Source organism: Ruegeria sp. CDSC002, from assembly GCF_059610905.1.
Map to the genome: position 1 here is coordinate 250,311 of NZ_JBXWOM010000007.1, position 24,741 is coordinate 275,051.

25 protein-coding genes are annotated in these 24,741 nt (G+C 57.0%); 20 read left to right on the forward strand and 5 right to left on the reverse strand.

Annotated features, from left to right (window positions below):
* Window positions 1–56: 56 nt before the first annotated feature.
* Complete coding sequence (locus AC2FJE_RS15190) at window positions 57–929, reverse strand: amidohydrolase family protein (RefSeq protein WP_496761111.1); 873 nt, start codon at window positions 927–929, stop codon at window positions 57–59.
* Window positions 926–1,930, reverse strand: coding sequence for a nuclear transport factor 2 family protein (locus AC2FJE_RS15195; RefSeq protein ID WP_496756574.1), 1,005 nt, complete (start codon window positions 1,928–1,930; stop codon window positions 926–928). The genes AC2FJE_RS15190 and AC2FJE_RS15195 overlap by 4 nt, the downstream gene beginning before the upstream one ends.
* Window positions 1,931–2,091: 161 nt before the next feature.
* On the opposite strand from AC2FJE_RS15195, the gene AC2FJE_RS15200 reads away from it, so the two are divergent.
* The 15 genes from AC2FJE_RS15200 (at window position 2,092) to AC2FJE_RS15270 (ending at window position 16,789) form a co-directional block, all read left to right on the forward strand.
* Window positions 2,092–3,165, forward strand: coding sequence for an ABC transporter ATP-binding protein (locus AC2FJE_RS15200; RefSeq protein ID WP_496756267.1), 1,074 nt, complete (start codon window positions 2,092–2,094; stop codon window positions 3,163–3,165).
* Window positions 3,166–3,213: 48 nt separating this feature from the next.
* Window positions 3,214–4,425: an ABC transporter substrate-binding protein gene (locus AC2FJE_RS15205; protein WP_108859138.1), complete on the forward strand. Its 1,212-nt coding sequence runs from the start codon at window positions 3,214–3,216 to the stop codon at window positions 4,423–4,425.
* 66 nt (window positions 4,426–4,491) lie between these two features.
* Window positions 4,492–5,514: a carbohydrate ABC transporter permease gene (locus AC2FJE_RS15210; protein ID WP_058273413.1), complete on the forward strand. Its 1,023-nt coding sequence runs from the start codon at window positions 4,492–4,494 to the stop codon at window positions 5,512–5,514.
* Between the two features lies 1 nt (window position 5,515).
* On the forward strand, window positions 5,516–6,670 hold the full coding sequence (locus tag AC2FJE_RS15215; RefSeq protein ID WP_496756263.1) for a carbohydrate ABC transporter permease: 1,155 nt from the start codon (window positions 5,516–5,518) through the stop codon (window positions 6,668–6,670).
* A 127-nt stretch (window positions 6,671–6,797) separates the two neighbouring features.
* Window positions 6,798–7,328, forward strand: coding sequence for an ester cyclase (locus AC2FJE_RS15220; protein WP_282169728.1), 531 nt, complete (start codon window positions 6,798–6,800; stop codon window positions 7,326–7,328).
* 11 nt (window positions 7,329–7,339) lie between these two features.
* A complete protein-coding gene (gene hisD, locus AC2FJE_RS15225) occupies window positions 7,340–8,671 on the forward strand; it encodes a histidinol dehydrogenase (RefSeq protein ID WP_472722919.1) in 1,332 nt (443 codons plus the stop codon).
* The gene (locus AC2FJE_RS15230) at window positions 8,668–9,720 is read left to right on the forward strand and encodes an ester cyclase (RefSeq protein ID WP_496756260.1); all 1,053 of its coding nucleotides are present in this window, start codon (window positions 8,668–8,670) and stop codon (window positions 9,718–9,720) included. Before hisD ends, AC2FJE_RS15230 begins: the two co-directional genes overlap by 4 nt.
* The gene (locus AC2FJE_RS15235; RefSeq protein ID WP_496756258.1) at window positions 9,720–10,484 is read left to right on the forward strand and encodes an SDR family NAD(P)-dependent oxidoreductase; all 765 of its coding nucleotides are present in this window, start codon (window positions 9,720–9,722) and stop codon (window positions 10,482–10,484) included. The genes AC2FJE_RS15230 and AC2FJE_RS15235 overlap by 1 nt, the downstream gene beginning before the upstream one ends.
* Window positions 10,484–11,527, forward strand: coding sequence for a LacI family DNA-binding transcriptional regulator (locus tag AC2FJE_RS15240; protein ID WP_282120208.1), 1,044 nt, complete (start codon window positions 10,484–10,486; stop codon window positions 11,525–11,527). Before AC2FJE_RS15235 ends, AC2FJE_RS15240 begins: the two co-directional genes overlap by 1 nt.
* The gene (locus AC2FJE_RS15245; protein ID WP_496756255.1) at window positions 11,524–12,513 is read left to right on the forward strand and encodes a nuclear transport factor 2 family protein; all 990 of its coding nucleotides are present in this window, start codon (window positions 11,524–11,526) and stop codon (window positions 12,511–12,513) included. Before AC2FJE_RS15240 ends, AC2FJE_RS15245 begins: the two co-directional genes overlap by 4 nt.
* 192 nt (window positions 12,514–12,705) lie before the next feature.
* A complete protein-coding gene (locus AC2FJE_RS15250; RefSeq protein WP_496756253.1) occupies window positions 12,706–13,671 on the forward strand; it encodes a cupin domain-containing protein in 966 nt (321 codons plus the stop codon).
* The gene (locus tag AC2FJE_RS15255; protein WP_496756251.1) at window positions 13,668–14,270 is read left to right on the forward strand and encodes a class I SAM-dependent DNA methyltransferase; all 603 of its coding nucleotides are present in this window, start codon (window positions 13,668–13,670) and stop codon (window positions 14,268–14,270) included. Before AC2FJE_RS15250 ends, AC2FJE_RS15255 begins: the two co-directional genes overlap by 4 nt.
* A 10-nt stretch (window positions 14,271–14,280) precedes the next feature.
* Window positions 14,281–15,405 carry a cobalamin-independent methionine synthase II family protein gene (locus AC2FJE_RS15260; protein WP_496756249.1) on the forward strand — a complete coding sequence of 375 codons (1,125 nt, stop codon included), beginning with the start codon at window positions 14,281–14,283 and terminating at the stop codon, window positions 15,403–15,405.
* Window positions 15,402–16,097 (forward strand): alpha/beta fold hydrolase, encoded by a 696-nt coding sequence (locus AC2FJE_RS15265; protein ID WP_496756248.1) that lies wholly within the window; start codon window positions 15,402–15,404, stop codon window positions 16,095–16,097. Before AC2FJE_RS15260 ends, AC2FJE_RS15265 begins: the two co-directional genes overlap by 4 nt.
* Window positions 16,094–16,789 carry an RraA family protein gene (locus AC2FJE_RS15270; protein WP_282169719.1) on the forward strand — a complete coding sequence of 232 codons (696 nt, stop codon included), beginning with the start codon at window positions 16,094–16,096 and terminating at the stop codon, window positions 16,787–16,789. The genes AC2FJE_RS15265 and AC2FJE_RS15270 overlap by 4 nt, the downstream gene beginning before the upstream one ends.
* A gap of 34 nt (window positions 16,790–16,823) precedes the next feature.
* Here the strand turns inward: AC2FJE_RS15270 and AC2FJE_RS15275 are convergent, their stop codons facing one another.
* Entirely contained in the window at window positions 16,824–17,966 is a 1,143-nt protein-coding gene (locus tag AC2FJE_RS15275; RefSeq protein WP_282169718.1) for an adenylate/guanylate cyclase domain-containing protein, read from the reverse strand.
* Between the two features lie 312 nt (window positions 17,967–18,278).
* Window positions 18,279–19,148: a LysR family transcriptional regulator gene (locus AC2FJE_RS15280; RefSeq protein ID WP_496756239.1), complete on the reverse strand. Its 870-nt coding sequence runs from the start codon at window positions 19,146–19,148 to the stop codon at window positions 18,279–18,281.
* Between the two features lie 119 nt (window positions 19,149–19,267).
* On the opposite strand from AC2FJE_RS15280, the gene AC2FJE_RS15285 reads away from it, so the two are divergent.
* Genes AC2FJE_RS15285 through AC2FJE_RS15295 form a run of 3 tightly spaced genes read left to right on the forward strand, consistent with a single transcriptional unit; the run spans window position 19,268 to window position 21,636 of the window.
* Window positions 19,268–20,134 (forward strand): HalD/BesD family halogenase, encoded by an 867-nt coding sequence (locus AC2FJE_RS15285; RefSeq protein ID WP_496756237.1) that lies wholly within the window; start codon window positions 19,268–19,270, stop codon window positions 20,132–20,134.
* Between the two features lie 11 nt (window positions 20,135–20,145).
* The gene (locus tag AC2FJE_RS15290; protein ID WP_109312362.1) at window positions 20,146–20,694 is read left to right on the forward strand and encodes an isochorismatase family protein; all 549 of its coding nucleotides are present in this window, start codon (window positions 20,146–20,148) and stop codon (window positions 20,692–20,694) included.
* Window positions 20,695–20,724: 30 nt separating this feature from the next.
* The gene (locus tag AC2FJE_RS15295) at window positions 20,725–21,636 is read left to right on the forward strand and encodes an NAD(P)-dependent oxidoreductase (RefSeq protein WP_282120218.1); all 912 of its coding nucleotides are present in this window, start codon (window positions 20,725–20,727) and stop codon (window positions 21,634–21,636) included.
* 120 nt (window positions 21,637–21,756) lie between these two features.
* Here the strand turns inward: AC2FJE_RS15295 and AC2FJE_RS15300 are convergent, their stop codons facing one another.
* A complete protein-coding gene (locus tag AC2FJE_RS15300; RefSeq protein ID WP_496756235.1) occupies window positions 21,757–22,233 on the reverse strand; it encodes an Lrp/AsnC family transcriptional regulator in 477 nt (158 codons plus the stop codon).
* An 87-nt stretch (window positions 22,234–22,320) separates the two neighbouring features.
* On the opposite strand from AC2FJE_RS15300, the gene AC2FJE_RS15305 reads away from it, so the two are divergent.
* A complete protein-coding gene (locus AC2FJE_RS15305) occupies window positions 22,321–23,331 on the forward strand; it encodes a pyridoxal-phosphate dependent enzyme (RefSeq protein WP_496756232.1) in 1,011 nt (336 codons plus the stop codon).
* Window positions 23,324–24,448, forward strand: coding sequence for a M20 aminoacylase family protein (locus AC2FJE_RS15310; RefSeq protein ID WP_496756230.1), 1,125 nt, complete (start codon window positions 23,324–23,326; stop codon window positions 24,446–24,448). The genes AC2FJE_RS15305 and AC2FJE_RS15310 overlap by 8 nt, the downstream gene beginning before the upstream one ends.
* Window positions 24,449–24,741: the final 293 nt, after the last annotated feature.

The following is a 24,741-nucleotide window of genomic DNA, read 5'->3' on the forward strand; positions in this document are numbered from 1 at the left end:
ACTTTCGGGAACTTCCGTCGGGAAGACGTCGCTAAAACAGGGCTGAAAAATTTCCCCTATTCAAAGAGATAGAAGCGTTTTGCCGTGCCGTGGAACACATCGTCTTGGTTTGATTCCGGGACGAGTTCCTGGTGCCTGGAAACAACTTCTTTGTAGGTTGAACTGAGGCTGTCGACCGGAAAATTCGACCCGAACATGCAACGGTCGGCACCAAACTGTGACAGGCAGGATGCAACGATTGGTGAGACGCTTTCAGCGCTCCAGTTATGATCAAACATTCCGAGGCCGGAGAGTTTGCACCAGACTTGAGGGAGGTTTGATAACGTTTTTAACCCGTCCGCCCATCTCTGCAAGCCTTGTGCGGTTCGGTCGTGGGGGGACCCTGCATGGCAAAGAGCAATCCGGGTTTCTGAGGCCTGCGACAACACATCTGCGGTCATTTCCATTAACTCAGGCAGCAGTTGAAGATCGAAGGATAGCCCGCGTGAGCCCAGTTGTTTCAGGCCAGCCAAGAACTTTGGATCTTCAAGCAGCGTGTTTGTGCCGGTGATTGCATCCTCGCCCGGAGCGCGGCCGATGATCTGACGAACGCCGCGTACAGACGGCAGGGTTTGGAGGCGGTCGAGTTGTTTGTCCAGATCATCAGCTGTCAAATCGCAGAAGGCCACTTGCACCAAGGGCCAGTCCGGAAACTGGTCCGCCACTGATTGCACCCATTGCGCTTCGGCCCAGGGGTCGGCCGCGCCCACCTGAATATGTACCGAAGCGCCGAAACGCTCGGCTTCGGCGTCTGCGCGAAATTCCGGCAGCAAATAGTTTCGTTGGATGGGGGAGGGATCGCCAAAGAAACGAGCGACGCCCTTTTCCATGAGCCAGGGATAGGTCACGGCAGACAGGTCCCACAGGTGGTGATGCGCATCTATCCTCATGGCGTTTCGACCTCTGTGGTTCGGGCCAGAATGTCGACGCCTTGCCCATTCCAGAAGTGCAGCAAGTCGATGAAGACCCAGTTTTCCGCCAGTTTGTCACCCGCGCGGCGATAGATATCGATCACCCTGAATTCGCCGGGTTTACCAGTTGCGGGCATACCCATGAACCCGCCGGACGGAGTGGCCGTGAAATTGGGCCAGCCAAAGAACCCGCCATAATGCCCCTCGGCCATGCGGCAGACATGATTGGTTTTAGATCGGCCCGAGAAGGCGGCCCGGAACGGTCCAGAGTGTTGTTTGGCATAGCGTTCTATCGTGTAAGTCGCGCCGATCCCTTCGGGTCCCCACCAGATCATGTCTTGATGCCAGGTTTGGGCCAATTCATCCTCAAGCGACAACCCACTGTCCCATTGGCCGAGATCTGAGATCATCGCGTTGATGACCGCCAGGGTCTTTTCGCCTTCTTCAGCGGGTTGTGTGTTCAGCAGTAGGCCGTCATGGGTTCTTGGGCCGGGTTGCACCAAATGCGCCGCTGTTTGTGGAGGGAACGGATTCTGCCCGGCTTGCACCATCAGGTGCGGTATGTCGAAATACATCGCTGTTTCGACAATCCTGTCACCGGCGACCTTGTAGAACGCGCAATAGCGCAGGAATGCCAGCTTGCCAGTTGGGCGAATGCCCAGCCACGGGCGATCGAACAGCCCCATCAAATGCCCCATGGACACGACCCAGACATCAGCATCGTCCCGTAGTGAGTTTTGCCCCGCAAACAGGATATCTACACGGTTCTGCTGGCGGGTCAGGCTGCTCTTTAGTGGTTGCCAGAACTGCCGGGCAACTTGTTCGGCGCCATTGATTTCGTTGAATGGGTGAAAGCCGCGCCACTTCAGATCCGGGGCGTAGTATTGGCTTATTACCTTCGGGATTTCTTGTTCTGTCGCGGAATCCAACGCGGTGTGAAACGCAGAGACGAGTTTTTTTTCTGTCTGAAAGGTCACGATATTTGCCATTGTGATCAAAGTTTTACGAGAGGCACGAAGCCGGGATGAGTCGGGTATTTGCGTTAGTTTTGCATACGTATGCAAAAAAGTCTTGCCTGAATTGACGTATGCGAATTACAGTTTTGCAAACGTATGCAAAATGATTCCTTGCAGGGGGCACCATGGCGGAAATTCAATTGCGGAACGTCGGCAAGCGATGGGGCTCATTCGTTGGGGTTCACAATTTCGACCTGACCATTGCTGATCGCGAGTTTCTGGTCCTGCTCGGCCCCTCGGGCTGCGGCAAGACCACCACGATGCGGATGATCGCCGGGCTTGAGGACGTGACCGAGGGCGAAATCCTGGTCGATGGCAATGTGATCAACGATCTGGAGCCGAAGGACCGCGATGTTGCGATGGTGTTCCAGAGCTATGCGCTTTATCCCAACATGAACGTCTATGAAAACATCCGCTTTCCGCTGAAGGTGCGCGGCATCGACCCGTCGACCCACGACGAAAAGGTACGCCGCGCCAGCGCGATGGTCGAGCTGGATGATTTTCTGCATCGCAAACCCGCCGAGCTATCAGGTGGTCAGCGACAGCGTGTGGCACTCGCCCGTGCCATTGTGCGCGAACCAAACGTGTTCCTGATGGACGAGCCGCTGTCGAATCTTGACGCCAAACTGCGGGTCTCCACCCGGGCGCAGATCAAGAACCTCAGTCATGAGCTGGCGGTGACGACGATCTATGTGACCCATGACCAGATCGAAGCGATGACACTGGCCGACCGCGTTGTGGTGATGAAACAGGGCGTGGTGCAGCAGGTTGGCAGCCCCACGGAAATCTATGACATGCCGGCAAACACGTTTGTGGCCAGCTTCATTGGTTCACCCGCGATGAACTTGATGGATGGAGACGTTTCAGGTGGAATGTTCCGTGCCGAACACGTCGAAATCCCAGTGGATGCCCCAGACGGTCCTATGACGCTGGGCTTCCGCGCCGAGGATGCCAGCCTTGCCGAAGGGCAGGGCCAGATCACAGCGCCGATCTACACGCTGGAATTGCTGGGCGACGCGACCATGATCTCGGTCCGGGTCGGCGGTGCTCTGGTATCGGTTAAAGCCGATAAAGCCTACCGCGCCGAGATTGGCGAGACAGTCTCGTTCTCGGTGCCGAAAGAAATCTGTCACCTCTTTGAAGCTGAAAGCGGTGCGCGGATTGGGGAACACCCCCGCAAACAGCCCAAACGGGCTTAACACCGGTCCGGACGTCGACGACGGACCGATCCTGACAGGGAGAAACGCATGAAACTCAAGACGATCCTAATGGCAGGTGCCATGTCCATCGCCGCCACCGGCGCATGGGCGGAATGCGCCTTCGAAAACGACGTGCCACTAAAGTCGCTGTCCGCCGGGTTTGAAGCCTGGAAAGCGGTCACCGATGCGATGGCGGAATGCGGCAACTTCAGTGCTTCGCTGGACCAGGAATTCCGTGAAAAGCAACCCGAAGCCTTTGCGGCTGATCCTGCACTTTATCAGATCGGCGGTGTATCGAACGCAACACTGGTCCCCTTGCTGAACGCGGGCACGATCCGCCCTCTGGACGATCTGGTTGAAAAATATGGCCAGGATTTGCTGCCCAACCAGTTGATCAAGGTGGACGGACAAACCATGGCCATCGCGATGATGGTGAATGCGCAGCACCTGATGTATCGCGACGATGTTCTGGCTGAACTGGGCATCGAAGAGCCGAAGACTTATGGCGATGTTCTTTCCGCAGCTGCCAAGATCAAGGAAGCCGGCGTCATGGACTATCCCATTGGTGGGACGTTCAAGACCGGTTGGAACCTTGGTCAGGAGTTCGTCAACATGTATTTGGGCGAGGGCGGTTCGTTCTTTGGTGACGGCAACATGCCTGCAATCAATAACGAGCAAGGCGTAGCAGCGCTTGAGACATTGAAGGCCATGACCGAGTATATGGACCCGGAATACCTGGTCTCTGACTCGACCTATGTGCAGCAGCAGTTCCAGCAGGGCAAGATCGCGATGGCGAACCTGTGGGCCAGCCGTGCCGCTGCGATGAACGATGAGGCCGAAAGCCAGGTCGTTGGCAAAGTGACCATGGCCGCGGCTCCAATGGGATCGGCGGTTCCGGCGACCACAATCTGGTGGGACGGTATTGTTCTGGCTTCGAACATGAGCGACGAAGAAGCGGATGCTGCCTTCCGCGTCGCACTTGAGGGCATGGACACCGATACGGTCAGTGCGAACAACGATGTCGCAGTATGGCTGAGCACGGCCTATTCGGCAGGTCCTTTGGCCGCCGGTGCAGCAGCTTCCGCTGAAGGCGGTGCCAAGGCTTATCCGGCATCCGGTCCTATGGGCATCATGCACACGTCGTTGGGCAATGGCTTGGCGGACTACCTGACCGGTGCCAAAGACGCGCAGACGACTCTGGCCGATATCGAGGCAGACTACGTCACCGCCGCGAAAGAAGCGGGTCTGATCAGCAACTGATCCTCCCTTGGGAGGGCTATGGCCCTCCCATCCCTTTCCCCCGAGAACCATTAGAAAGGCAGAGCCATGAATTTCCGGACATTTGCTGCTTTTGTCGGACCCTCTGTCTTTATGATGCTTCTCTTCATCGCGTTCCCGCTGGTCAGCGTGTTCAAGCAGAGTTTCTATATCACCCAGCCGATCTATGAGACGGTTGAAAAAGAAACCTGTACCCCTGGTTTCCTGACCCAGACCTGTGTGACCGAAAAGGTGTCGCAGCCAAAGCTGGATGAGCATGGTGAGATCATCACGCAAACCCAGTATGTGGGGTTGCAAAGCTATCGCAATGTTCTGGAACCTGACCGCGCATGGCGCGCCATAAGTGACGGCAGCTGGCATGTGCTGTCGACGATCAATTTCTGGAAGGCCCTGCGGTTCACGCTGACGTTTACTTTGATCACTCTGCCGCTGGTGGTCGGTTGCGGGTTAGGGATCGCGATCCTGATAAACAATGCTGCGCGTTCTATCCGCGGTCCGGTGATATTCGTCTCTCTACTACCTTTCATCATCACGCCGGTGATCGGAGTTCTGTCAATCAATTGGCTGTTTCGCGGCGACGGTATCCTGACTGCGATGATGGAATGGTGGCTGAACCGTGACATAGCCCTGTTCGCGCAGGCTTGGACGATTGAAGTCCTGATGATGATCTACCGCGTCTGGCACGTGGCGCCCTTTGCGGCCATCATCTTTTACGCCGGTCTTCAAACGGTCAATCAGGACAGTCTGGAAAGCGCGGTTATTGACGGGGCGACCCGCTGGCAGCGGCTGAAATACATCGTCATTCCGCATCTGATGCCGCTAATCATATTTGTATCGATGATCCACCTAATGGACAGCTACCGCGTGTTCGAAGAAATCGTTGGCTTCTCAAGCCAGGGCTATGTGATCTCGCTACAGTGGTTGACGTTTGACTACCTGACGCCGGATCAGGCGGGCAACCGGTCGATCAGCCGTGCCTCGGCCAACTCGATGCTGACCATGATTGGCGTTGTCATCCTGCTTATCCTTCCGCTGCGCCGCACATGGCGCGATCATAAAGGAGGTCACTGACATGTCCTCGCGCGCGCTTCGCCAACCGCTCAGCCTGCGGCTGACCTCGAACATCTTTCTGGCGCTTTGGTGCCTGATTGCGGCCTTCCCGATCTTCTGGATCGTGGTGATGAGCTTCAAATCGCCAGTCGATGCATTCGACAGTAACGCGCTGAACGTGATTTTTGGTCCGGCCACTCTGGGGGTTGGCAAGGGTCTGTCGCTGCTGGACATCATTCTGGGTGTTGCGGTGGTCTGGGCGACGATAATCATCGCCACCAAAACACTGCCTTCGATGGTAACATCTTACTCGAAACCCGGGCAGGAATGGTTCGGCTGGGTCATTGGCGTACTGGTCGTTTTGGTGGGCTTTCTCTTAGTGTTCTTTGTTGTCCTGCCTGCCGTTCTAAACGTACTGAACCCGTGGTTCGGGCCCTTGGGTCGGGACGTGCTTGGCCTGACCACGGAACACTACAAGACCGTCTGGATTGACCGGGGCTTTTCGAACAACTTCAAGAATTCGCTGATTGTGACAACAGGCGTGGTGACAGTCTCGCTGACAGTCGGCACGTTGGCGGGATATGGTCTGGCACGGTCTGGATCGACTTTGGCTTTCTGGATCCTAATTGTCGCCTTGGTGTTCCGGGCCCTGCCGCATTCGGTGCTGGTGGCTGGTTATCTGCCGGTTTTCATCAACTCGGCTGAATGGCTGGCCCCGATCCTGGGTGAAAACGCACCAACGCTTTACGGCAAGCCATTTGCGGTGATCGCCGTTCTGGTCGCGATCAATCAGCCATTCACGATCTGGATGCTGCGTTCGTTCTTTCAGAATATCCCGGCAGAGCTGGATGAGGCCGCCCGCGTTGATGGTTGCAGCCATTTTCAGGCCTTCCGCCGTGTGATCATGCCGGTAATGTGGCCGGGGGTGATCACCACAGGCCTGTTCAGTTTCCTGCTGGCGTATAACGACTTTCTTGTCACCGCGTTGCTGCTGGACGCGCAGAACCAGACGATGGTTCCTGCCATCGTCGGCATGTTCAACCGCGAGACGACTACAACCGACCAAGTGGTCGCGGTTGCCGCCGCCGTGTCGATCACTGCGCCGCTGATCTTCCTTGTTCTGATCTTCCAGCGCCAGATCGTCAGCGGTCTGACAGCCGGAGCGGTCAAAGGCTGATGAGCAACCATGCACGCCATAACGCCATGTCGCGCCACCCGGCGCTGAACAGGATGCCGAGGGACTTTCTGAGTATAGGGGCTGCGATCCCCAAACTCTCTCTCTGGCAACCTGAAAGGACATAGACATGAAAGGTTCCCGTCCCGAACAAGCGGTCCTGACCCGCGACACGGACATGAGCAAAACCGAAGACACGCGCCGCGTGATCGAAACCATGGTGGATGGTCTGAACGATCACCGCATTGATGATATCGGAGAGTTCTTCACCCAAGGCTTCCGCTGGATGGGCAATCAAGGCTGCGGCATCAAAACCGGGCTGAAAGAGTTTCAGGAAAACTGGCAGCGCCCGTTTCAAGCGGCGTTTTCGGACAAAACCTGCATCGATGAGGCCCGTCTTTACATGGGCGAATGGGCAGCAGCCTTCGGCCGTCAGGAAGCAACCCATACGGGTGAGTTTCTGGGCATCGCCCCTACCGGCAAGCGGGTCGAGATCCGCTACATGGATTTTTGGAAAGTCGTTGACGGCAAGATCGTCGACAACTGGGTGAATGTCGATTTCGCACATGTCGCGGCGCAACTGGGCGTCGACCTGTTCAACGGCGAAGGCTGGGAAGCATTTGACCGGGGTGAGAAATGTCCACCCCGGCCCGAAAACTGAGGATTGGAAACATGGCAATCGAGTATCTTAAACGCGGCAAATCCGATGCGGACCGGGCTGAAGATGATGCCAAGACCCGCGCCGTGGTTGAGGCGACGCTGAAAGACATTGAAACCCGCGGTGATGCTGCGGTGCGTGAGTTGAGTGAGAAGTTCGACAACTACTCGCCAGCCTCGTTCCGCCTGAGCCAGAAGGAAATCGATGACTTAATCGGTCAACTGACCGATAGGGAACTGGCCGACATAAAATTCGCACAGGAACAGGTGCGCAACTTTGCGCAGGCTCAGCGGGATTCAATGCTGGACATTGAGGTCGAAACCCTGCCGGGCGTGATCCTTGGCCACAAGAATATTCCTGTGCAATCGGTCGGATGCTACGTCCCCGGTGGCAAGTTTCCAATGGTGGCTTCGGCCCACATGTCCGTGGCCACGGCTTCGGTCGCGGGTGTCCCTCGTATCATCGCCTGTACGCCTCCGTTCAAAGGCAAGCCGAACCCAGCAGTGATTGCGGCGATGCATTTGGGTGGCGCTCATGAGATCTACGTTATGGGTGGCATACAGGCCATTGGTGCGATGGCTTTGGGCACCGAGACGATTGATCCGGTCCACATGCTGGTTGGCCCCGGCAACGCCTTTGTTGCCGAAGCCAAGCGCCAGTTGTTCGGGCGCGTCGGCATTGATCTGTTTGCGGGGCCCACCGAAACCATGGTGATCGCGGACGAGACCGCAGCAGATGCCGAACTGTGCGCAACCGACCTGCTGGGGCAGGCCGAACACGGATACAACAGCCCCTGCGTGTTGCTGACAAACTCTGAAAAGCTTGCCAATGAGACGCTCTCCGAGGTGGACCGCCTTTTGGGCATCCTGCCGACTGCAGACACCGCGAAAGTGTCCTGGGATGAATATGGCGAGGTGATCGTCTGCGACACGTATGACGAGATGCTGCAGGTTGCCGATGATATCGCCTCGGAACATGTGCAGGTGATGACGGATCGTGACGACTGGTTCCTTGAGAATATGACCTGCTACGGCGCGTTGTTCCTTGGTCCGCGCACCAACGTGTCAAACGGGGACAAGGTGATTGGTACGAACCACACCCTGCCAACGAAGAAGGCCGGGCGCTATACTGGTGGGCTTTGGGTCGGGAAGTACCTGAAAACGCACAGTTATCAGAAAGTTCTGACCAACGAGGCGGCGACACTAATCGGCGAATACGGCTCGCGTCTGTGCATGTTGGAAGGTTTTGTAGGCCACGCAGAACAGTGCAACGTCCGCGTGCGTCGCTATGGTGGCATCAATGTGCCCTATGGCGAACCCGCGCCGTATCGGGATGCCGCTGAATGAGTGACAGGCATACACAGCATAAGGCCCTGATCGCTCCGCTCAGGGCCGCGATGTATGATTTTTCCGAGGCCGGTGTTCGCGCGGCACTGGCCGAGGTAACGGCCTCGGACGCCGTTTTCCACCTATGCCATCCTTTTGGCGACAGCATTGGCAGCGACGCTTTCTATGACCGCGCCTATAAAGACCTGTTGACGGCCTGGCCCGAACTGGAACGCCGCGACTACATTGTCATGGCCGGCCCGGATGAACATGGTTCGGACTGGGTCGGGTGCGGCGGCTACTACACGGGCACATTCACCGGCCCATGGCTGGACATCCCACCGACTGGTAATCAGGTTACTATGCGGTTCCACGAATTTTACCGTTTCGAAAACGGCAAAATCGCGGAAATACAGGCCCTTTGGGATATCCCCGAGGTGATGATGCAGGCAAATGCCTGGCCGATGGCACCCAGCCTTGGACGCGAATGGCATGTGCCGGGCCCGGCCACGCAGGACGGGTTCGTTCCCGGTCCGTATGATGAGGCAAAGGGCAAAGAGACCTGTCAGCACATCATCGATATGTTGGAGCACCTCAAGAAACACCCCAAACAGGGTGGCCCCGAGGTGATGGAGATGGAACGGTTCTGGCATCCGCGCATGAACTGGTACGGGCCGTCGGGCATTGGAACCGGGCGTGGCTATGCGGGCTTTCGCAATTGGCACCAAATTCCGTTCCTGAGCGGAATGCCGGATCGTGGGCAGTTCGTGGACGACATCACCTACCACTTTTTCGGTGATGGCGAATACGCGGCTGTGACCGGCTGGCCCAATATGATCCAGACCGTCACTGATGACGGTTGGATGGGCATTGCGCCCTCGGGCAAGAAAATCACCATGCGTAGCCTCGATTTCTGGCGGCTGGAAAACGGGCGCATTCGTGAAAACTGGGTGCTGGTCGATCTTCTGGATGCTTATCGCCAGCTAGGCGTTGACGTCTTCGCCCGTCTACGGGAATTCAACAAAGCGCGAAACATAGGGCGCATTGAAATACCGGATGGAATGAGCTGATGACTGAACTGCCACGCACCCCTTCGTTTTACCTGACAGGAAAGACCGCCCTGGTGACAGGTGCCTCTTCAGGCATCGGGCAGGGCTGTGCCGTGGCGCTGGCCGAGGCGGGCGCGCATGTCGTCTGTGCGGCCAGAGGCGAGGACCGGTTGAATGATACGGTGGCTGCTCTGCAGGGGCAGGGCTGGTCAGCCGAAGCGCTTGTGCTGGACCAGGGCGATCTGGGAAAGCTGAAACAGCTTTTCGAAACGCGAAACTTCGAGGTCGTGGTGAACTCGGCCGGGGTCGCCCGTCATAGCCCCGCAATTGAAACGACACCCGAAGACTTCGATGTCGTTACCGGCGTCAACTTGCGTTCCGCCTACTTCCTTTCCGCCTATGCTGCGCGTGCCTTGATCGATGCTGGCAAGCCAGGGTCCATAATTCATATCTCCAGTCAAATGGGCCATGTGGGCGGCGTAGACAGGGCGCTTTACTGTGCAACCAAGCATGGGCTCGAAGGTATGGTCAAATCCATGGCCATCGAATGGGGCAAGCAGGGCATTCGGATCAACACGGTCTGCCCGACGTTCATTCGAACGCCGTTGACCCAGTCCACTTTCGACAACCCCGAACGCGCCGCGTGGATCATGGAGAAGATCAAGCTGGATCGCGTGGGCGAGGTCGAAGATATCATGGGCGCGGTACGCTACCTCGCCTCGGATGCCTCAGCGCTGGTTACGGGCACCTCGATGTTGATTGACGGAGGTTGGACAGCAGATTGATGGCCGAGAAAGTAACATCACTCCAGGTCGCGCAACTTGCAGGTGTAAGTCAGTCAGCGGTTAGCCGCGTCTTCACGCCCGGTGCCTCGGTCAGCAAGAAGACGGAAGAGAAAGTGCGCAAAGCCGCGACCGAACTTGGCTATCGCCCCAATGTGTTGGCGCGCGCGATGGTGTCGGGCAAAAGCCGCATCATTGGTTTGGTCGTCGCCTATCTGGACAACTATTTCTATCCCGAAGCGCTTGAGAAGTTGTCGAACGAGTTGCAGGAGCAGGGGTATCACGTCCTGATCTTCATGGCCTCCAGAACCGCCGGAAACATTGACGACGTTATGGAGGAAATTCTTGATTATCAGGTTGATGGCGTGATCCTGGCCTCGGTCGCGATGTCGTCCGATATCGCAACACGGTGCCAACAAGCTGGTGTGCCGGTCGTACTGTTCAACCGTAGTCAGGATATCGACGGGATCACCTCGGTGACCTCTGACAATTATTCCGGCGGTCGCAAGGTCGCCGAGTTCTTTGTTGCCGCAGGCCACAGTCGCATCGCTTACATTGCCGGTTGGCAGGGTGCCTCAACCCAGCGAGACCGCGAGGCCGGTTTTCGCGCCGCACTCGGTGATGCAGGTCAGGATTTGTACGCCTACGAAATCGGAGAGTTCCTGACCGAAAATGCGCGATTGGCCGCGCGCCGCATGTTTGACGTTGAACCGCAAAAACGACCCGACGCGGTGTTCGTCGCCAATGACCATATGGCGCTTGCCGTGATGGACGTCGTTCGGTTTGAACTCGGAATGCGTATACCAGAAGACGTTTCTATCGTTGGATACGATGACGTACCGCAGGCCGGATGGCTTGCCTATAACCTCACCACCATTCGTCAACGCGCCAACCTGATGGTTGCGGAAACCGTTGATGCCTTGTTGGATCATATTGAAAACCCGGCAGTTGCCGCAGCCCGCAAGGTCGCGATTGATGGGCCGTTGATCGTGCGCACTTCGGCACGGCTGCCCAAAGGCTGGACCCCGCAAAGGATGAAAACATGAAAGGCTTTGATCCCAAGTTCCGGGATTTTCCCGACTATATCATCGGAATTACCAAAGAGATCTGGGAAGACCGGGGCATCGCAACCCTGCACGAGTATTACAGCGAAGATATCGTCGTCCGCTCACCCGGTTCGGTGGTTTTGGGAAATCAGAATGTGATCGGCGCGACGATGGCGACCCTGGCCGAGTTTCCGGACCGGCAGTTGATGGGTGAAGATGTGATCTGGTCGGGCACGCCGGAAGAAGGCATGCTGAGCTCTCACCGCATCCTGTCTACTGCCACGCATCTGGCCGAGGGGGTTTACGGCAAACCTACGGGTACAAAACTATGCTATCGAATTCTGGCCGACTGCCACGCCATCGACAACCAGATCAACGACGAATGGTTGATCCGCGATCAGGGCGCGATTGTGCGGCAGATGGGCTGGGACCCAAAGGAATACGCCGCTGATCTGATTGCGCGCGAGGGCGGTAAGGACAGCTGCACCAAGCCTCTGACCCCCGAAATCGACCAGCCCGGCCCCTACAAGGGTCGCGGAAATGATAATGCGTGGGGGCAGCGATATGCTGATATCCTGACCCGGATCATGAGTGCCGATATGGGCACAATCGCGGCTGAATATGACCGTGCGGTGCAGTCTGAGTATGTGGGCGGCGTCACGGGGCACGGCCGGGATGCCGTCGACCGGTTCTGGATGGGGCTGCGGGCGAGTTTCCCGAATGCTGAATTCAAGATTGAACACCAGATCGGGCGCGACGACCCGGATATGCCGCCGCGATCAGCAATTCGCTGGAGCCTTTGGGGCAAGCATGACGGCTGGGGCATGTTCGGGGCGCCGACAGGGGCACAGGTTTATGTCCTCGGGATCAGTCACGCCGAGTTTGGCGCGTTGATTGCGGGGCAGCCGCAGCTGCGCCGTGAATATACTCTGTTCGATGAAACCTCGGTCTGGAAACAGATCCTGTTGCAGAGCGGAGAGGTCTGAGTGGCCCGCCCGGTCGCATATCACATCCTTGCAGGTGGTCTGCGTGAAACCGGAGCATGTCGACGTTTCCATATGTTTCGTCAGAGCCTGCGGGCGCGGCGACTGAATCTGCGCCCGCCAGGGGAGTGAGCGCCTGTGCCGCCAGAGCACACGAGCTTGCATTCCTGAAAACAAAAAATCGGATCATACGTCATGACCAAGTCAGCCATCACTTCCCGCATTGTCCGCTACGGCGAGCTCCAACCCTGTAAAACCGCATTTATCGATGCCCATACGCCGGGCAGCGATCAGAAAGAGAATTTCACGATCATCGGCGGTGGTGTCTCGGAATCCCCGGATCAACACGTGCACATCACCGACAAGATCGGTTTCAACATCGGTGCCGCCGGTCAACCGCCGAAATGCCGGAACTCATTGCACAGCCACACAACGGCCGAGGTTTTCTTTGTTGCCAAAGGTCGCTGGCGCTTTTTCTGGGGCCGTTATGGCACCGCCGGTGAGTTCATCGCCGAGGAGGGTGATATTTTCAACATCCCGACCGGCATCTTCCGTGGTTTTGAAAACGTTGGCCAGGACTACGGTATGATCATGGCAATCCTGGGCGGAGACGACGCGGGCGGAGGCGTCACTTGGGCCCCTCAGGTCATTGAAGATGCGCAGGCGCATGGTCTGATGCTGGGCGACAATGGCGTTCTTTACGACACCAAGAAAGGGCAGGAGCTGCCTCATAATGTGCGCCCAATGCCCTTGCTGACCGAAGAGCAGTTGAAGGGCTACCCTGAGGTCCCGGTTGAGGATGTCGTCGGCAAATATGTTGCACGGTATTGGGATCTGATGGCGTTGTCGGCCAATAAGCCTGCGCAGGTGATTGGTGAGAGCGGGTTGATCAAGGATAAGCCGGGGTTTGCGGTAGACTTCCTTGGCCGGGGGTCCTCTGTGACCGAACCGATTGCGGCGGATAAACCTGTGGTTCTGATGCCAGCCAGCGGTCACTGGCATATCTCGATCGACGAGCACGAAACCACAATTTCGACAGGTGACACGGCTCTAGTTTTGCCCGGTGAATCCTATAGCGTTCAGCCATCAATGACCGGGCAGGCGGGCCTGTACCGGATCACTGCAACCGATGAACCGGCAGGAGCGACCTGGACAGGATGAGCGCAGACCCGAACGACACCCAAGCCATATATGAGCGGCAAGCCACAGAGTATGACAAGCGCCGCTCAAAAGCCCTTTTCGAGGCGCGCTGGCTGGCGCGCTTCACGGCCAGCCTCAAACCGGGTGACCACGTACTGGATCTGGGCTGTGGCACAGGCGATCCCATTGCGCGCTGGTTTATGGCCGAAGGGTTTGACGTCACGGGTGTCGATTTTTCCGCAGCCATGCTGAAAATCGCCAAAGAACGCTGGCCGGACGGGGATTGGCGGATGGCTGACATGCGGGATTTTGAGCTGGATCAGCAATTCGATGGGATCATCGCCTGGAACAGCTTTTTTCACCTGACGGCAGATGAGCAGAAGGGCTGCATCACCCGCATGGCACGCCATTTACATAACGGTGGAATGCTGATGCTGACCGTAGGCCCACGCGCTGGGGAAGTCAGCGGTACGGTCGGATCAGAGCTTGTCTATCACGCCTCGTTGTCCCCGGCCGGTTATGCAACGTGCCTTGAAGAGAACGGGCTGCAATTGACCGGCTTTTTGGCCGAAGACCCCGAAACGCAAAGCCATACTGTGCTGATGGCACGAAAACTGTAAGGAGGTCTTTATGGCCGTAAAAACCACACATGTTGGGTCTTTGCCCCGAACACAGGACGTCGTGGATCTTATCTTTGCCAGGGAAAACGGCGAACCTTATGAAGCAGCCGCGTTTGACACGTGTATGACCGCCGCAGTCTCTGAAACGGTGCGCAAACAGGTCGAAGCCGGCGTTGATATAGTCAGCGACGGTGAGACTTCGAAGATTTCTTATGCAACCTATGTCAAGGACCGCTACACCGGGTTTTCCGGCGACAGCCCTCGAAATGCGCCTGCTGATTTGAAGAAGTTCCCCGGCTTTCTGCAGCGGCTGGCCAATGACGGCGGCACGCCGCAATACGCCCGACCAATGTGCACCGGAGAAGTGCGATCAAAAGGGCAGGGCGAGTTAGAGAAGGACATCGCCAACCTCAAAGCGGCTATGGCGCAGCATGGGGTCGAGCGCGGTTTCATGAATGCCGCGTCCCCGGGCGTGATCTCACTGTTTTTGCAGAACGATTTCTACTCCACGCGTGAGGCATATCTGGCCGCGCTGGCCGATGCCATGAAAGAGGAATACGAGACCATCGTGGCCGCAGGTCTGGATCTGCAACTGGATTGTCCCGACCTGGCCTTGTCGCGCCATATGCTGTTCACAGACCTTTCAGACGACGCGTTCGTCGAAATCGCCGATATGCATGTCGAGGCGCTGAACCACGCGCTTCAGAACGTCCCGCAGGATCGCGTGCGGGTGCATATCTGCTGGGGCAACTATGAGGGTCCGCATTGCTGCGACATTGCGATGGACAAGGTGTTCAACACCCTGATGGCGACCAAATCGCGCTATGTCCTCTTTGAGACCTCGAACCCGCGTCACGCCCACGAGTGGACCGTGTTCCGTGACCGAAAATCTGAGATACCAGATGACAAGGTTCTGGTCCCCGGGGTGGTCGACACCACCACCAATTTCGTCGAGCATCCCCAGCTTGTGGCCCAACGGATCGAACGTTTCACGGGAATCGTCGGCGCGGACCGGGTGATAGCAGGCAGCGATTGCGGCTTTGGCACCTTTGCGGGCTTCGGCGCGGTTGACCCTCAGATCGCCTACGCCAAGTTGGCCGCGCTATCTGAGGGGGCCAAGCTGGCCTCGGCATGATACCCGTGATTTTCTTGCCGGGTATGATGTGTGACGCCCGCCTTTTTGGCCCGCAAATCGACGCACTGTCAGGCAGGATGCCTGTGATGACATTCCCGTTGTCGCGACACGACAGCGTGCAGGCAATGGCAGATGACATTCTGCAAAATACGCCGTCTGAATTTGCGCTGGTAGGATTGTCGATGGGCGGTATCGTGGCAATGGAAGTATTGCGTCAGGCCCCGGAACGTGTTTCGCGCCTGGCTTTGCTCGACACAAATCCACTGGCCGAAAAGTCAGAGGTCAAAGCCCGCCGCGCGCCCCAGATTGCAGCCGTTCGCGACGGCAAGCTGAGGTCGGTGATGCGGGACGAGATGAAGCCCAGTTACCTGTCCGACGGGCCTAACCGGGGGGCTATCCTGGATCTGTGCATGGCAATGGCCACCGACTTGGGCCCTGACGTATTCTTGCGCCAATCGCAGGCGCTGATGGATCGCCCGGACCAAAGCGTGACGCTGACAGCTTACACGGGAAAGGCTTTGGTTCTGTGTGGGCAAGAAGATCGGCTGTGCCCCATTGAACGCCACCAGTTGATGCACGATCTATTGCCAGACAGCGCGCTGGAGATCATCGAAGGCGCCGGGCATCTGCCGACATTGGAACAACCCCAAAAAACCACAGCGGCCTTGATCCGTTGGTTGGAGGACACATGACGCCATCCCTTTTGTCCCTGCTTCGCAAGGTCGATACCCCCACCGTCTGCAATGCCATTGAAGTGGCGCAGGGCAAGCGCGGGTTCGATGATTTCACGCGCGGAACCATGCTGTGTTCAGCGCCAGAGGAACCTCCGATCGTCGGCTATGCCCGTACGGCAAAAATCGCGGCAGTCAATCCACCGACCGAACCGCCTGAGGTCATCAAGACCCGGCGTATGGCCTATTACAAATACATGGCCGAAGCGGCCAATCCGTGCGTCGCGGTGATCGAGGATTTGGATTATCCGGATTGCATCGGAGCCTATTGGGGGGAAATCAATACATCCGTCCACAAGGGGTTCGGTATCTCTGGTGTGGTAACCAATGGTGTTATGCGTGATCTGGGGGACTTACCCAAGGGTTTCCCGGTCGTCGCCGGTTCCGTCGGGCCAAGCCATGGTTTCGTGCACGTCCGCGAGATTGATACACCGGTTTCCGTTTTTGGTCTGACAGTTAATCCTGGTGAACTGGTGCACGCCGACCGTCATGGCGCGTTGGTCGTACCCGATGATGTCGTCGATCAGTTAGAAGCCGCAATCCAAAAGCTATTGGTGACAGAACGCATCGTCTTGGATGCAGCCAGTCAGCCAGGGTTTGATTTTGACGCTTTTGAGACCGCTTGGGCGGCCTTCGAAAAAGCCAGGGTCTGACTATAGGGGCCGTCATTCCGCATGCCGCCGCGCCTCAGAGCTTCTGCTCGACGAGGGCGAACAGCTCAATTGGATGCGCAACGCCACGAATGTCGTGAAACCCGCAAGGAGCAAACAGATCATCCGAAGCGCCAGCAACGACTGACGTTGCCAAAACTCTTCGGCCAATAGATTTTGTCAAACCCTCAATTCGGCTGGCGACGTTCACCGCGCCACCAAGTACAGTAAAATCCAGTCTTCCGGGGCTGCCGATGTTGCCATAACTGACTTGCCCTGCGTTGATCCCGATACCAACGTCTAGAGCCGGTTTTCCGGCTTCCGCGCGACTGCAGTTGAGGGTGGTCAGACCAGCCAAAACACTTTGCGCTGCATACGCAGCTTTGCGACATCGGTCAGCGCGATCAGCTTGCGTGGCGATGGTGAAAATCGACAGAATACCGTCACCCATAAATTTAAGAACATCGCCTCCATTCTCTTCCACTGACTGAACAACTAGATCGAAGTATCCGCTCAGCGCGTCAAAAACTTCCTCTTCAGGTGCGCTGTCCGATAGCGCCGTAAAGCCGCGCAAATCTGAGAACATGACCACGGCCTCAAGCGTTGTACGTTCCCCTCGTTTGATGCGCCCGTTCCAAACGCTGTCCGAGGGTCCATCGCCAAGGTAGGTTCTCAGAAGGCCTTTGGACGATTTGCGCATTGTGACAGGTTCCAAAGCCGAAGACAGCGCGGGCAGCGCGTCCTCGATCAATTTCAGATGCAGTGGTGAGAACCCTTCTGGTGCTTGGGTAACAAATGTGCAGCCGTGTAGTGATCTGTCGCCGTAATAAAGCAGGGTGGCATAATAGTCGGTGCCGCCCTGCTCGGCGAATTCCAGGTAGGATGAATGCTCTGTCTTTGAATCCAGCTGGCGTAGACTTTTGTGAAGTGGCTTTCGGTGTTCCAGAATATACTCAAATGAGCTTCCAACGTACCCGTCGGTCAACATCGTCTCATGTGTGACGTCATAGCTTTCGGTTCCATCAGGTGTCCAAACCACACCCCAAGCGATGAGTAGGGGATTGGCGAAGCGCTGGCCAATATTGACCCGCCAGAGCGGGACACCCGCCTTCATCAAGGACGAGCAGAAATGCGACACCACTTTCACGGGATCGCCTGATTGGCGTCCTTCAGTGATCATCCAGTTTGTCAGTTGGGCTACGGAGTCCATAATTTCAAACTAGTCGCTAGGGCTGGATGCACAAAGGAAATTGGGCCTGTGATGGGCCGATTTGAACCAATTGAGGCCCGCGCATGATGCCAGGCGCGTTTAGGCTTGGCGCAAATTCAGGAGGCGATCCATCGAAGATCTCAAAACACAAACAGCTTGTTTTGCACGACCTGGCCCCAGATTGGGCTACCCGCTTCAAGCGCCTTGCCAAGGACGGCTTGGCAAGGCCGTGGTCATGTCCCGCTTGATCCCCAGGATGCATTCGCGTTTTAAGGGCGGTCGTCAAAAACGGGTTTGTAGCCACTCGCAAAATGCGGTCGAAATGTGTAATCCCGCCGTACCTGTTTTGTGTTGCAAGACGTAGTGGGCCTGGCCTGTATCAACGGGGGCACCGACAATTCTGATCTGGCGGCCGCTTGCGATGGCCTGCTGCGCGAACCGGTTGATCATAATAGTGCAGCCGCTTTCCGCGGCCACCAATTCGCAGGCGGCAACTGAGGTATCGACGATAAGGCGCGGGGATATATCAGCATTGGGCAGACCACGGGCCGACAGATACCGCGCCCAATGGTCGTCAAACCCCAGAACGTGGATGGCAGCGTGCGCCATCAGGTCCTCGGGTGTTTTGATCATTGGCGCGGTGCGCGCACCGCAAACTGGAACGATGAACTCATCGGAAAGCTTGACCATGCGCGTGTCGGAATGGGTTTGCGGAGCCAGCAGGATGTCAATGTCCACGGGATGCCCTTGCTCGCCGCTCTGCCACAGAGAGGTGACAAGTTTGATCCCGATACCGGGATGGGCTGTCTGAAAGGTCGCAAGTTGCGGCGCCAGCCAAATGATCATAGCCGCCGACGCCCGCACAACGATCGTCGTCTCTAAGGCAGGCCCGAACAACCCGTTTGTGGAAAATGCGATGTGTTCCAGTGAATCCCGGACCGATATCAAATAGACTCGGCCGATTTCCGTCAGTTGCAGGCTTTTGGCCTTGCGAATGAACAGTTTCTGCCCCAGCTGACCTTCCAGCGCCTTCATGTGCTGACTGACAGCCGTTTGTGTCAGCCCCAGCTCTCGGCTGGCGGCGGTAAAGCTTAAATGACGTGCGGCGGCCTCGAAAGTGCGAAGCCAGTTCAGGTTGAGATTGCTTTTCATTGCCCATTCATAAGTTTTTTATGTGCATGGAGGCAAATTCTTTCATTTTCCTTCATTTTGGTCGGCAGTTAGACAAAAACAACCGACGACGAAGCCGACCAGACAAAAGGGAGCGATCTATGCCGGAGATCAATCTAGATGCAGCCACCGACATGGTTTTGAGCCTTGTGGATCTGGAGCGTTATCCCATTGCGGATGTGGAAAGTGCCGAAGGCGCTGCGTTTCTCAAGACCTGTCAGGACCAGATGGAGGAACATGGCTGGTGCAATCTGGATGGGTTCATCCGTCCCGAGGCACTGGCAGCTCTGGCCGATGAATCCAACGCCTTGCTACCCACCGCTGACGTACTGACCATCAAACGCAACATCTATCAGGGCGCAATTGACCCGTCGCTGCCCAAGGATGATCCGCGTCGTAAGGAATATACGCATGTTGCGACGCAATTGGCGGATGATCAGCTGCCGAATGAAACGCTTATTCAGCGGCTTTATCAGTCGCCGCGTTTGACGGACTTTGTGCGCCGCGTCCAAAAGAAAGAGGTGCTGCATCGCTGCGCCGATGAGTTTCAAGCGCTGAATGTCGTCGCCCTGCATCCAGGAAGCTGGCACGCCTGGCATTATGATACGACGGAATGCACCGTGACGCTGCTGTTGCAGGCCGCTGAAACCGGGGGTGATTTTGCCTTCTTGCCAAACTCGCGCACCGACGAAGCCGAAGACCGCGAGGCGGTGGATCGTTTGCTTGCTGGTGATAATTCCCATGCGCAGAAGTTTGACCGGGGTGCCGGTACTTTTACCCTGTTTCGCGGTGGCTATTCATTGCACGGGGTGACAGAGGTCGAAGGGTCGACCCCCCGTGTCACCGCGATCATGACTTATGACGAACAGGAAGGCCGCGTGATCAGCGACGACATCAACATCCGGATCTATGGTGATCGTGTCAAAAATATCCTCGCGGAACGCGCAGCCTCCAACATCAACGCATAAAGGACCAAGCCATGAAAACTGCTCTACTCGTCATTGATGTGCAAATGGCACTGGCTCATGAGGATGCCGCCGGTGCCGTGCGATCTTGCCCCGAGGCAGGCGACAATATCGGCCGGCTTCTCAGCCGGTTTCGCGCGCACGGTGACAAGATCGTCCATGTGCATCACCACGGGCTTGACCCGGGCGATCCATTTCATGCGGATGCGCCAGGCGCGGCTGTTCAACCCTTTGCGGCACCGCAGGGGGACGAGCCGGTGATCATCAAAAACGTCTCCAGCGCCTTCGCCGGAACTTCGCTCGAAGCTGATCTGCGCGCCGACAATATTGAGCGTGTGGTCATTTGCGGGGCCACGGCCAATCACTGTGCCGAGTCTGCCGCGCGCTCTGCAAGCAGTCTGGGCTTTGAGATGGTCTATGCCTCTGACGCCGTCTGGGCTTATGACGCGACCGGGCCGGACGGAGTGACCCACAGCGCCGAACAGATCCATTCCGTCACGCTTGCCAATCTGCAGGGTGAGTTTGGTGAGGTATGTTCGACCGACACCATCCTGAATGCCTAAGCAATATAACTAACCCCGAGGACGGCGAAGATGCGCATTGGATTTATTGGGCTTGGCACCATGGGCGGCCCGGCGGCCCTGAATCTGATCAAGGGCGGGCATGACCTGACGGTCTGCGACCTTGATCGGAACCGGGCAGAAGAGCACCTGGCGCTTGGGGCGAAGTGGGCAGAGACCCCTGCGGCAGCCGCGCAAGCGGCGGACATCGTGTTCACCATGGTCTTTGGACCAAAACAAATCGAACAAGTGGCAGGTGGCGACGATGGGCTGCGATCCGCCATGTCCGCGGGGCAGGTTTGGGTGGATATGACAACAAACAAACCCGCCTTTGTGCGCGAGCTTGCCGCCACCTTTGCTGAAAACGGTGTACAGTTGATTGATGCGCCGGTCACAGGTGCCGTCGATGGTGCACGCACCGGCAACATGCCCCAATTTGCAGGTGGGGATGAGGCGACCGTCGCGCGTATTCGCCCCGTGATGGAACTGATGGGTCCGCTTCATTACATGGGTCCCAGCGGCAGCGGGTCCGTGACGAAACTGGCCAGCAATCAGCTTTGGGCCATCCACGCGACAGCCATGGGTGAAGCACTTGTCATGGCGGTGAAATCAGGTGTCGATCTGTCACGAGCCTGGGACGCGCTTAAGATCGGGGCCAGCGAAAGCTGGTGCATGCATCACGACGCCCCGTCCGTTTTTGCCGGACATTATGATCCGTCTTTTACACTGGACTTGTGCCAAAAGGATCTGGGCCTGATCGTTGAGGCCTGCGACGACGCCGGCACCGCCGCCCCTGCCACACGGCTGGTATGCACGCAATTCGAAGCGGCCCGCGAAAAATACGGGGGCGACAAGGGCGAATTGCATGTAGTGAAGCTTGAAGAAGACAATGCTGGCGTGTCACTTCGCCTTGACGGGGATTGGGTCCCGCACTGGGAAAAATAACGAGGGGCCCAATCTGGGCCCTAACCCGGAGGACGCGTGGCGCTGGTTCATGAACACATCTGCTGCCCACCATTCGAAGGGCCGCTTTGAAGCGGTAGCTGACGCAAATGTTGATTCTTATTATTCTAACCCAACGTCCTGAACAGGAATGCCCAAACCGACTTTCTTTCTCCCCATGACAACAGATGTGCGAAAGCGACGGACGTTTGAGTTGTCGAAGAACAGTCGCTTCGTGAGTTCCTGAAAATCATCCATATCCTTTGCTGTGCAGACCAGACAGAAGTCGGCGTCTCCGGTGATGTAATAGCACTGCTGTACCATAGGCTCTGATTGCGCCTGACGTGAGAATGCGTCGATCTGATCCTGACGCTCGCGTTCCAATTCGACCATGACAATGAAGCTCATCGCGACACCTAGCTTTTTGGGATCAACGATCGCGACTTCTGAAAGAATTGCGCCCGAGGTTCTGAGCGCCTTTAACCGCCGCTGAACGGAGGCCACGGACAAGCCCGTCTCTGACGCAAGCGCTTCGAGGCCTATCTTGGCGTCGGTTTGCATCAACTGAAGCAGATTTCGGTCGTGCTGATCAAGTTTCATGCGAATTTCCCTTGGTGTGAGAAAATTTCCCGAAAATTAAGGAGAATTGACCATAATAGATCATCTTTCGCGTGTACAACTTTCTGTATGAAAAATCCAACGATACTCGATGTTGCAAAACCGCTGGCTCTGCTGGCTGCATGCCCCGCCTATAAACCAAGTCCGTTGGAGACGCGCAGTCTCCAAGACAGACCTATTCTGATCAAGGATGAAACCAACAGGATGGGATTGGGCGCTTTCAAAGCGCTCGGAGGCGTTTACGCTGTTGCCAAGCTGATAGAAGCGCGCGTCGGCCGCCCTTTGGAAGCAAACGCCTATTTGGATGATTCCATAAAAACCATCGCACGCACGATGATTTTTGTCTGCGCCAGTGCAGGTAATCATGGCATGGCCGTGGCGGCTGGAGCGCGGCTGTTTGGCGCAAAGGCCCGCATTCACCTTGCCGAAACAGTGCCAGAGGATTTTGCAATTCGCCTGCGGGACAAAGGCGCGGAAGTTGTCCGATCGGGTGACGATTACGAGGCGAGCGTTGCGGCAGCCATAGCCGACGCCGAGGCGTCCGGCGCAATCCACCTCGCCGATGGATCTTGGCCTGGATATACCGAACCTCCGCGGTTGGTAATGGAAGGCTATACCGTCATCGCCGAAGAAATGCGGACAGAGTTGGAAAGCTCCGGAAATTGGCCAAGCCACGTTTACTTGCAGGCAGGCGTTGGTGGTCTGGCTGCGGGGATCGCTTACATGATCCGGTCCACCTGGGCGGTTCAGCCAAAGATCATAGTGGTCGAACCTGATGCGGCCCCTTGCCTTGCCGAAAGCGCCCGGGCGGGACAGATCGTAACGGTTGAGGGCCCGGTTTCCAATATGGGGCGTCTGGATTGCAAAACGCCTTCTATGCTGGCTTTCGAAATTCTGGAACGGTGCGCCGATGACTGGGTTACGGTCACTGACCTGCAGGCCGTGGACTCTGTAAAACATGCGCGCGATCTGGGCTTTTCCACCACGCCGTCTGGCGCAGCGGGGCTTGCAGCCTTGTTGACGGACGAGGCTAAATTGCCGTTGATCGTGCTGTCCGAAGGGGCCGTTCCCGATGCTTGATCTCGTTGCGTTTCGCCGTGATCTGCATGCCCACCCGGAAACAGGCTTCGCCCTTGACCGGACGTCGGATCTGATCGCGGCGGAGTTGGAACGCGCGGGACTTGAGGTCACCCGGGGTGTGGGCCGCGCGGGAATTGTGGCCACCTTGCGCCGTGGTCCGGACGAAACCGCAATCGGTTTTCGAGCCGACATGGACGCGCTGCCGATACAAGAGGCCACCAACTTGCCGTACCGCTCGGGAACGGAAGGCAAGTTTCATGGATGTGGCCACGATGGCCATAGCACCATGCTGCTGGGTGCCGCGCTGGAGCTTTCGGCGGACCCGTCTTTTGACCGCACCATTCACTTCATCTTTCAGCCGGACGAAGAGAACGGAAACGGGGCAGCCGCGATGATCGCGGACGGTTTGTTTGAACGTTTCCCGATGGCCGCGATCTTCGGCCTTCACAACATGCCCGGAATGGAGCTTGGGCGCTTTGCCACGCAAAGGGGCTCATTCTGCGCGTTCGAGGATAATTTTGAGATACGCGTTCAGGGTCAGGGCGGGCACGCGTCGATGCCGGAAAAAGGCGTTGATCCGATTGTGACTGGGGCCGCAATTGTGCAGCAGTTGCAATCGATCGTCTCTCGCTCGGTTCCGGCGAGCGAGCATGCAGTGGTTTCCGTAACGGAGTTCCTGACAGACGGCGCGCGCAACATTCTGCCTAGCAACGTAACTCTACGGGGGGATTGTCGGGGCTTTTCCAGAGATGTGTCCGAGAATATCGAGCGAAGAATGCGCGCCATAGTCGCCGGTGTATGTGCAGCACAAGGCGCTGAGGCGGAGGTTGATTACTCGACTTCCTTCCGGCCATTGGTGAACGATGCCAGAGCCACAGACATGATCGCGGGTGCCGCTCGTGATGTTGGTAGCGTTGATGCGGATTACGGTCGGGTAGGATTCTCCGAGGATTTTGCAGAGTTTCTTGCGCACCGCCCCGGGGCCTTCATCCTGATGGGCAACGGATTGGAAGGGAACAATTCGATGCCGCTTCATAACCCGTCGTATGATTTTAACGACGAGGCGATCAGACATGGGATCGCGTTTTGGACCAGCACTGCGCGGCGGGAATATTGATGGCAAGCGATGCCTGAATAAGCCCAAATAGCGGGCAGTTTATCCACCCCACAGTTCCCAGTCGAACCTTCGGTCGATCCCATGCCGCGAATGCTTTCTTTGCTGGGCCATTTTATCTGGTGACCACCGCCAGGGCCGCATCGAGACCCAGAAACATTGCGTGACGCAGTTGTCGAAAAGCCTCATTGTCACGAACTTCGCCCCGGCGGATCGCGGCAAATCTGTTTCGTATCGCCCTTCGCGTAACGTGAACCAAAACCCGTGGGGCGGGTGCTTTTTTCTTATGCAGACGG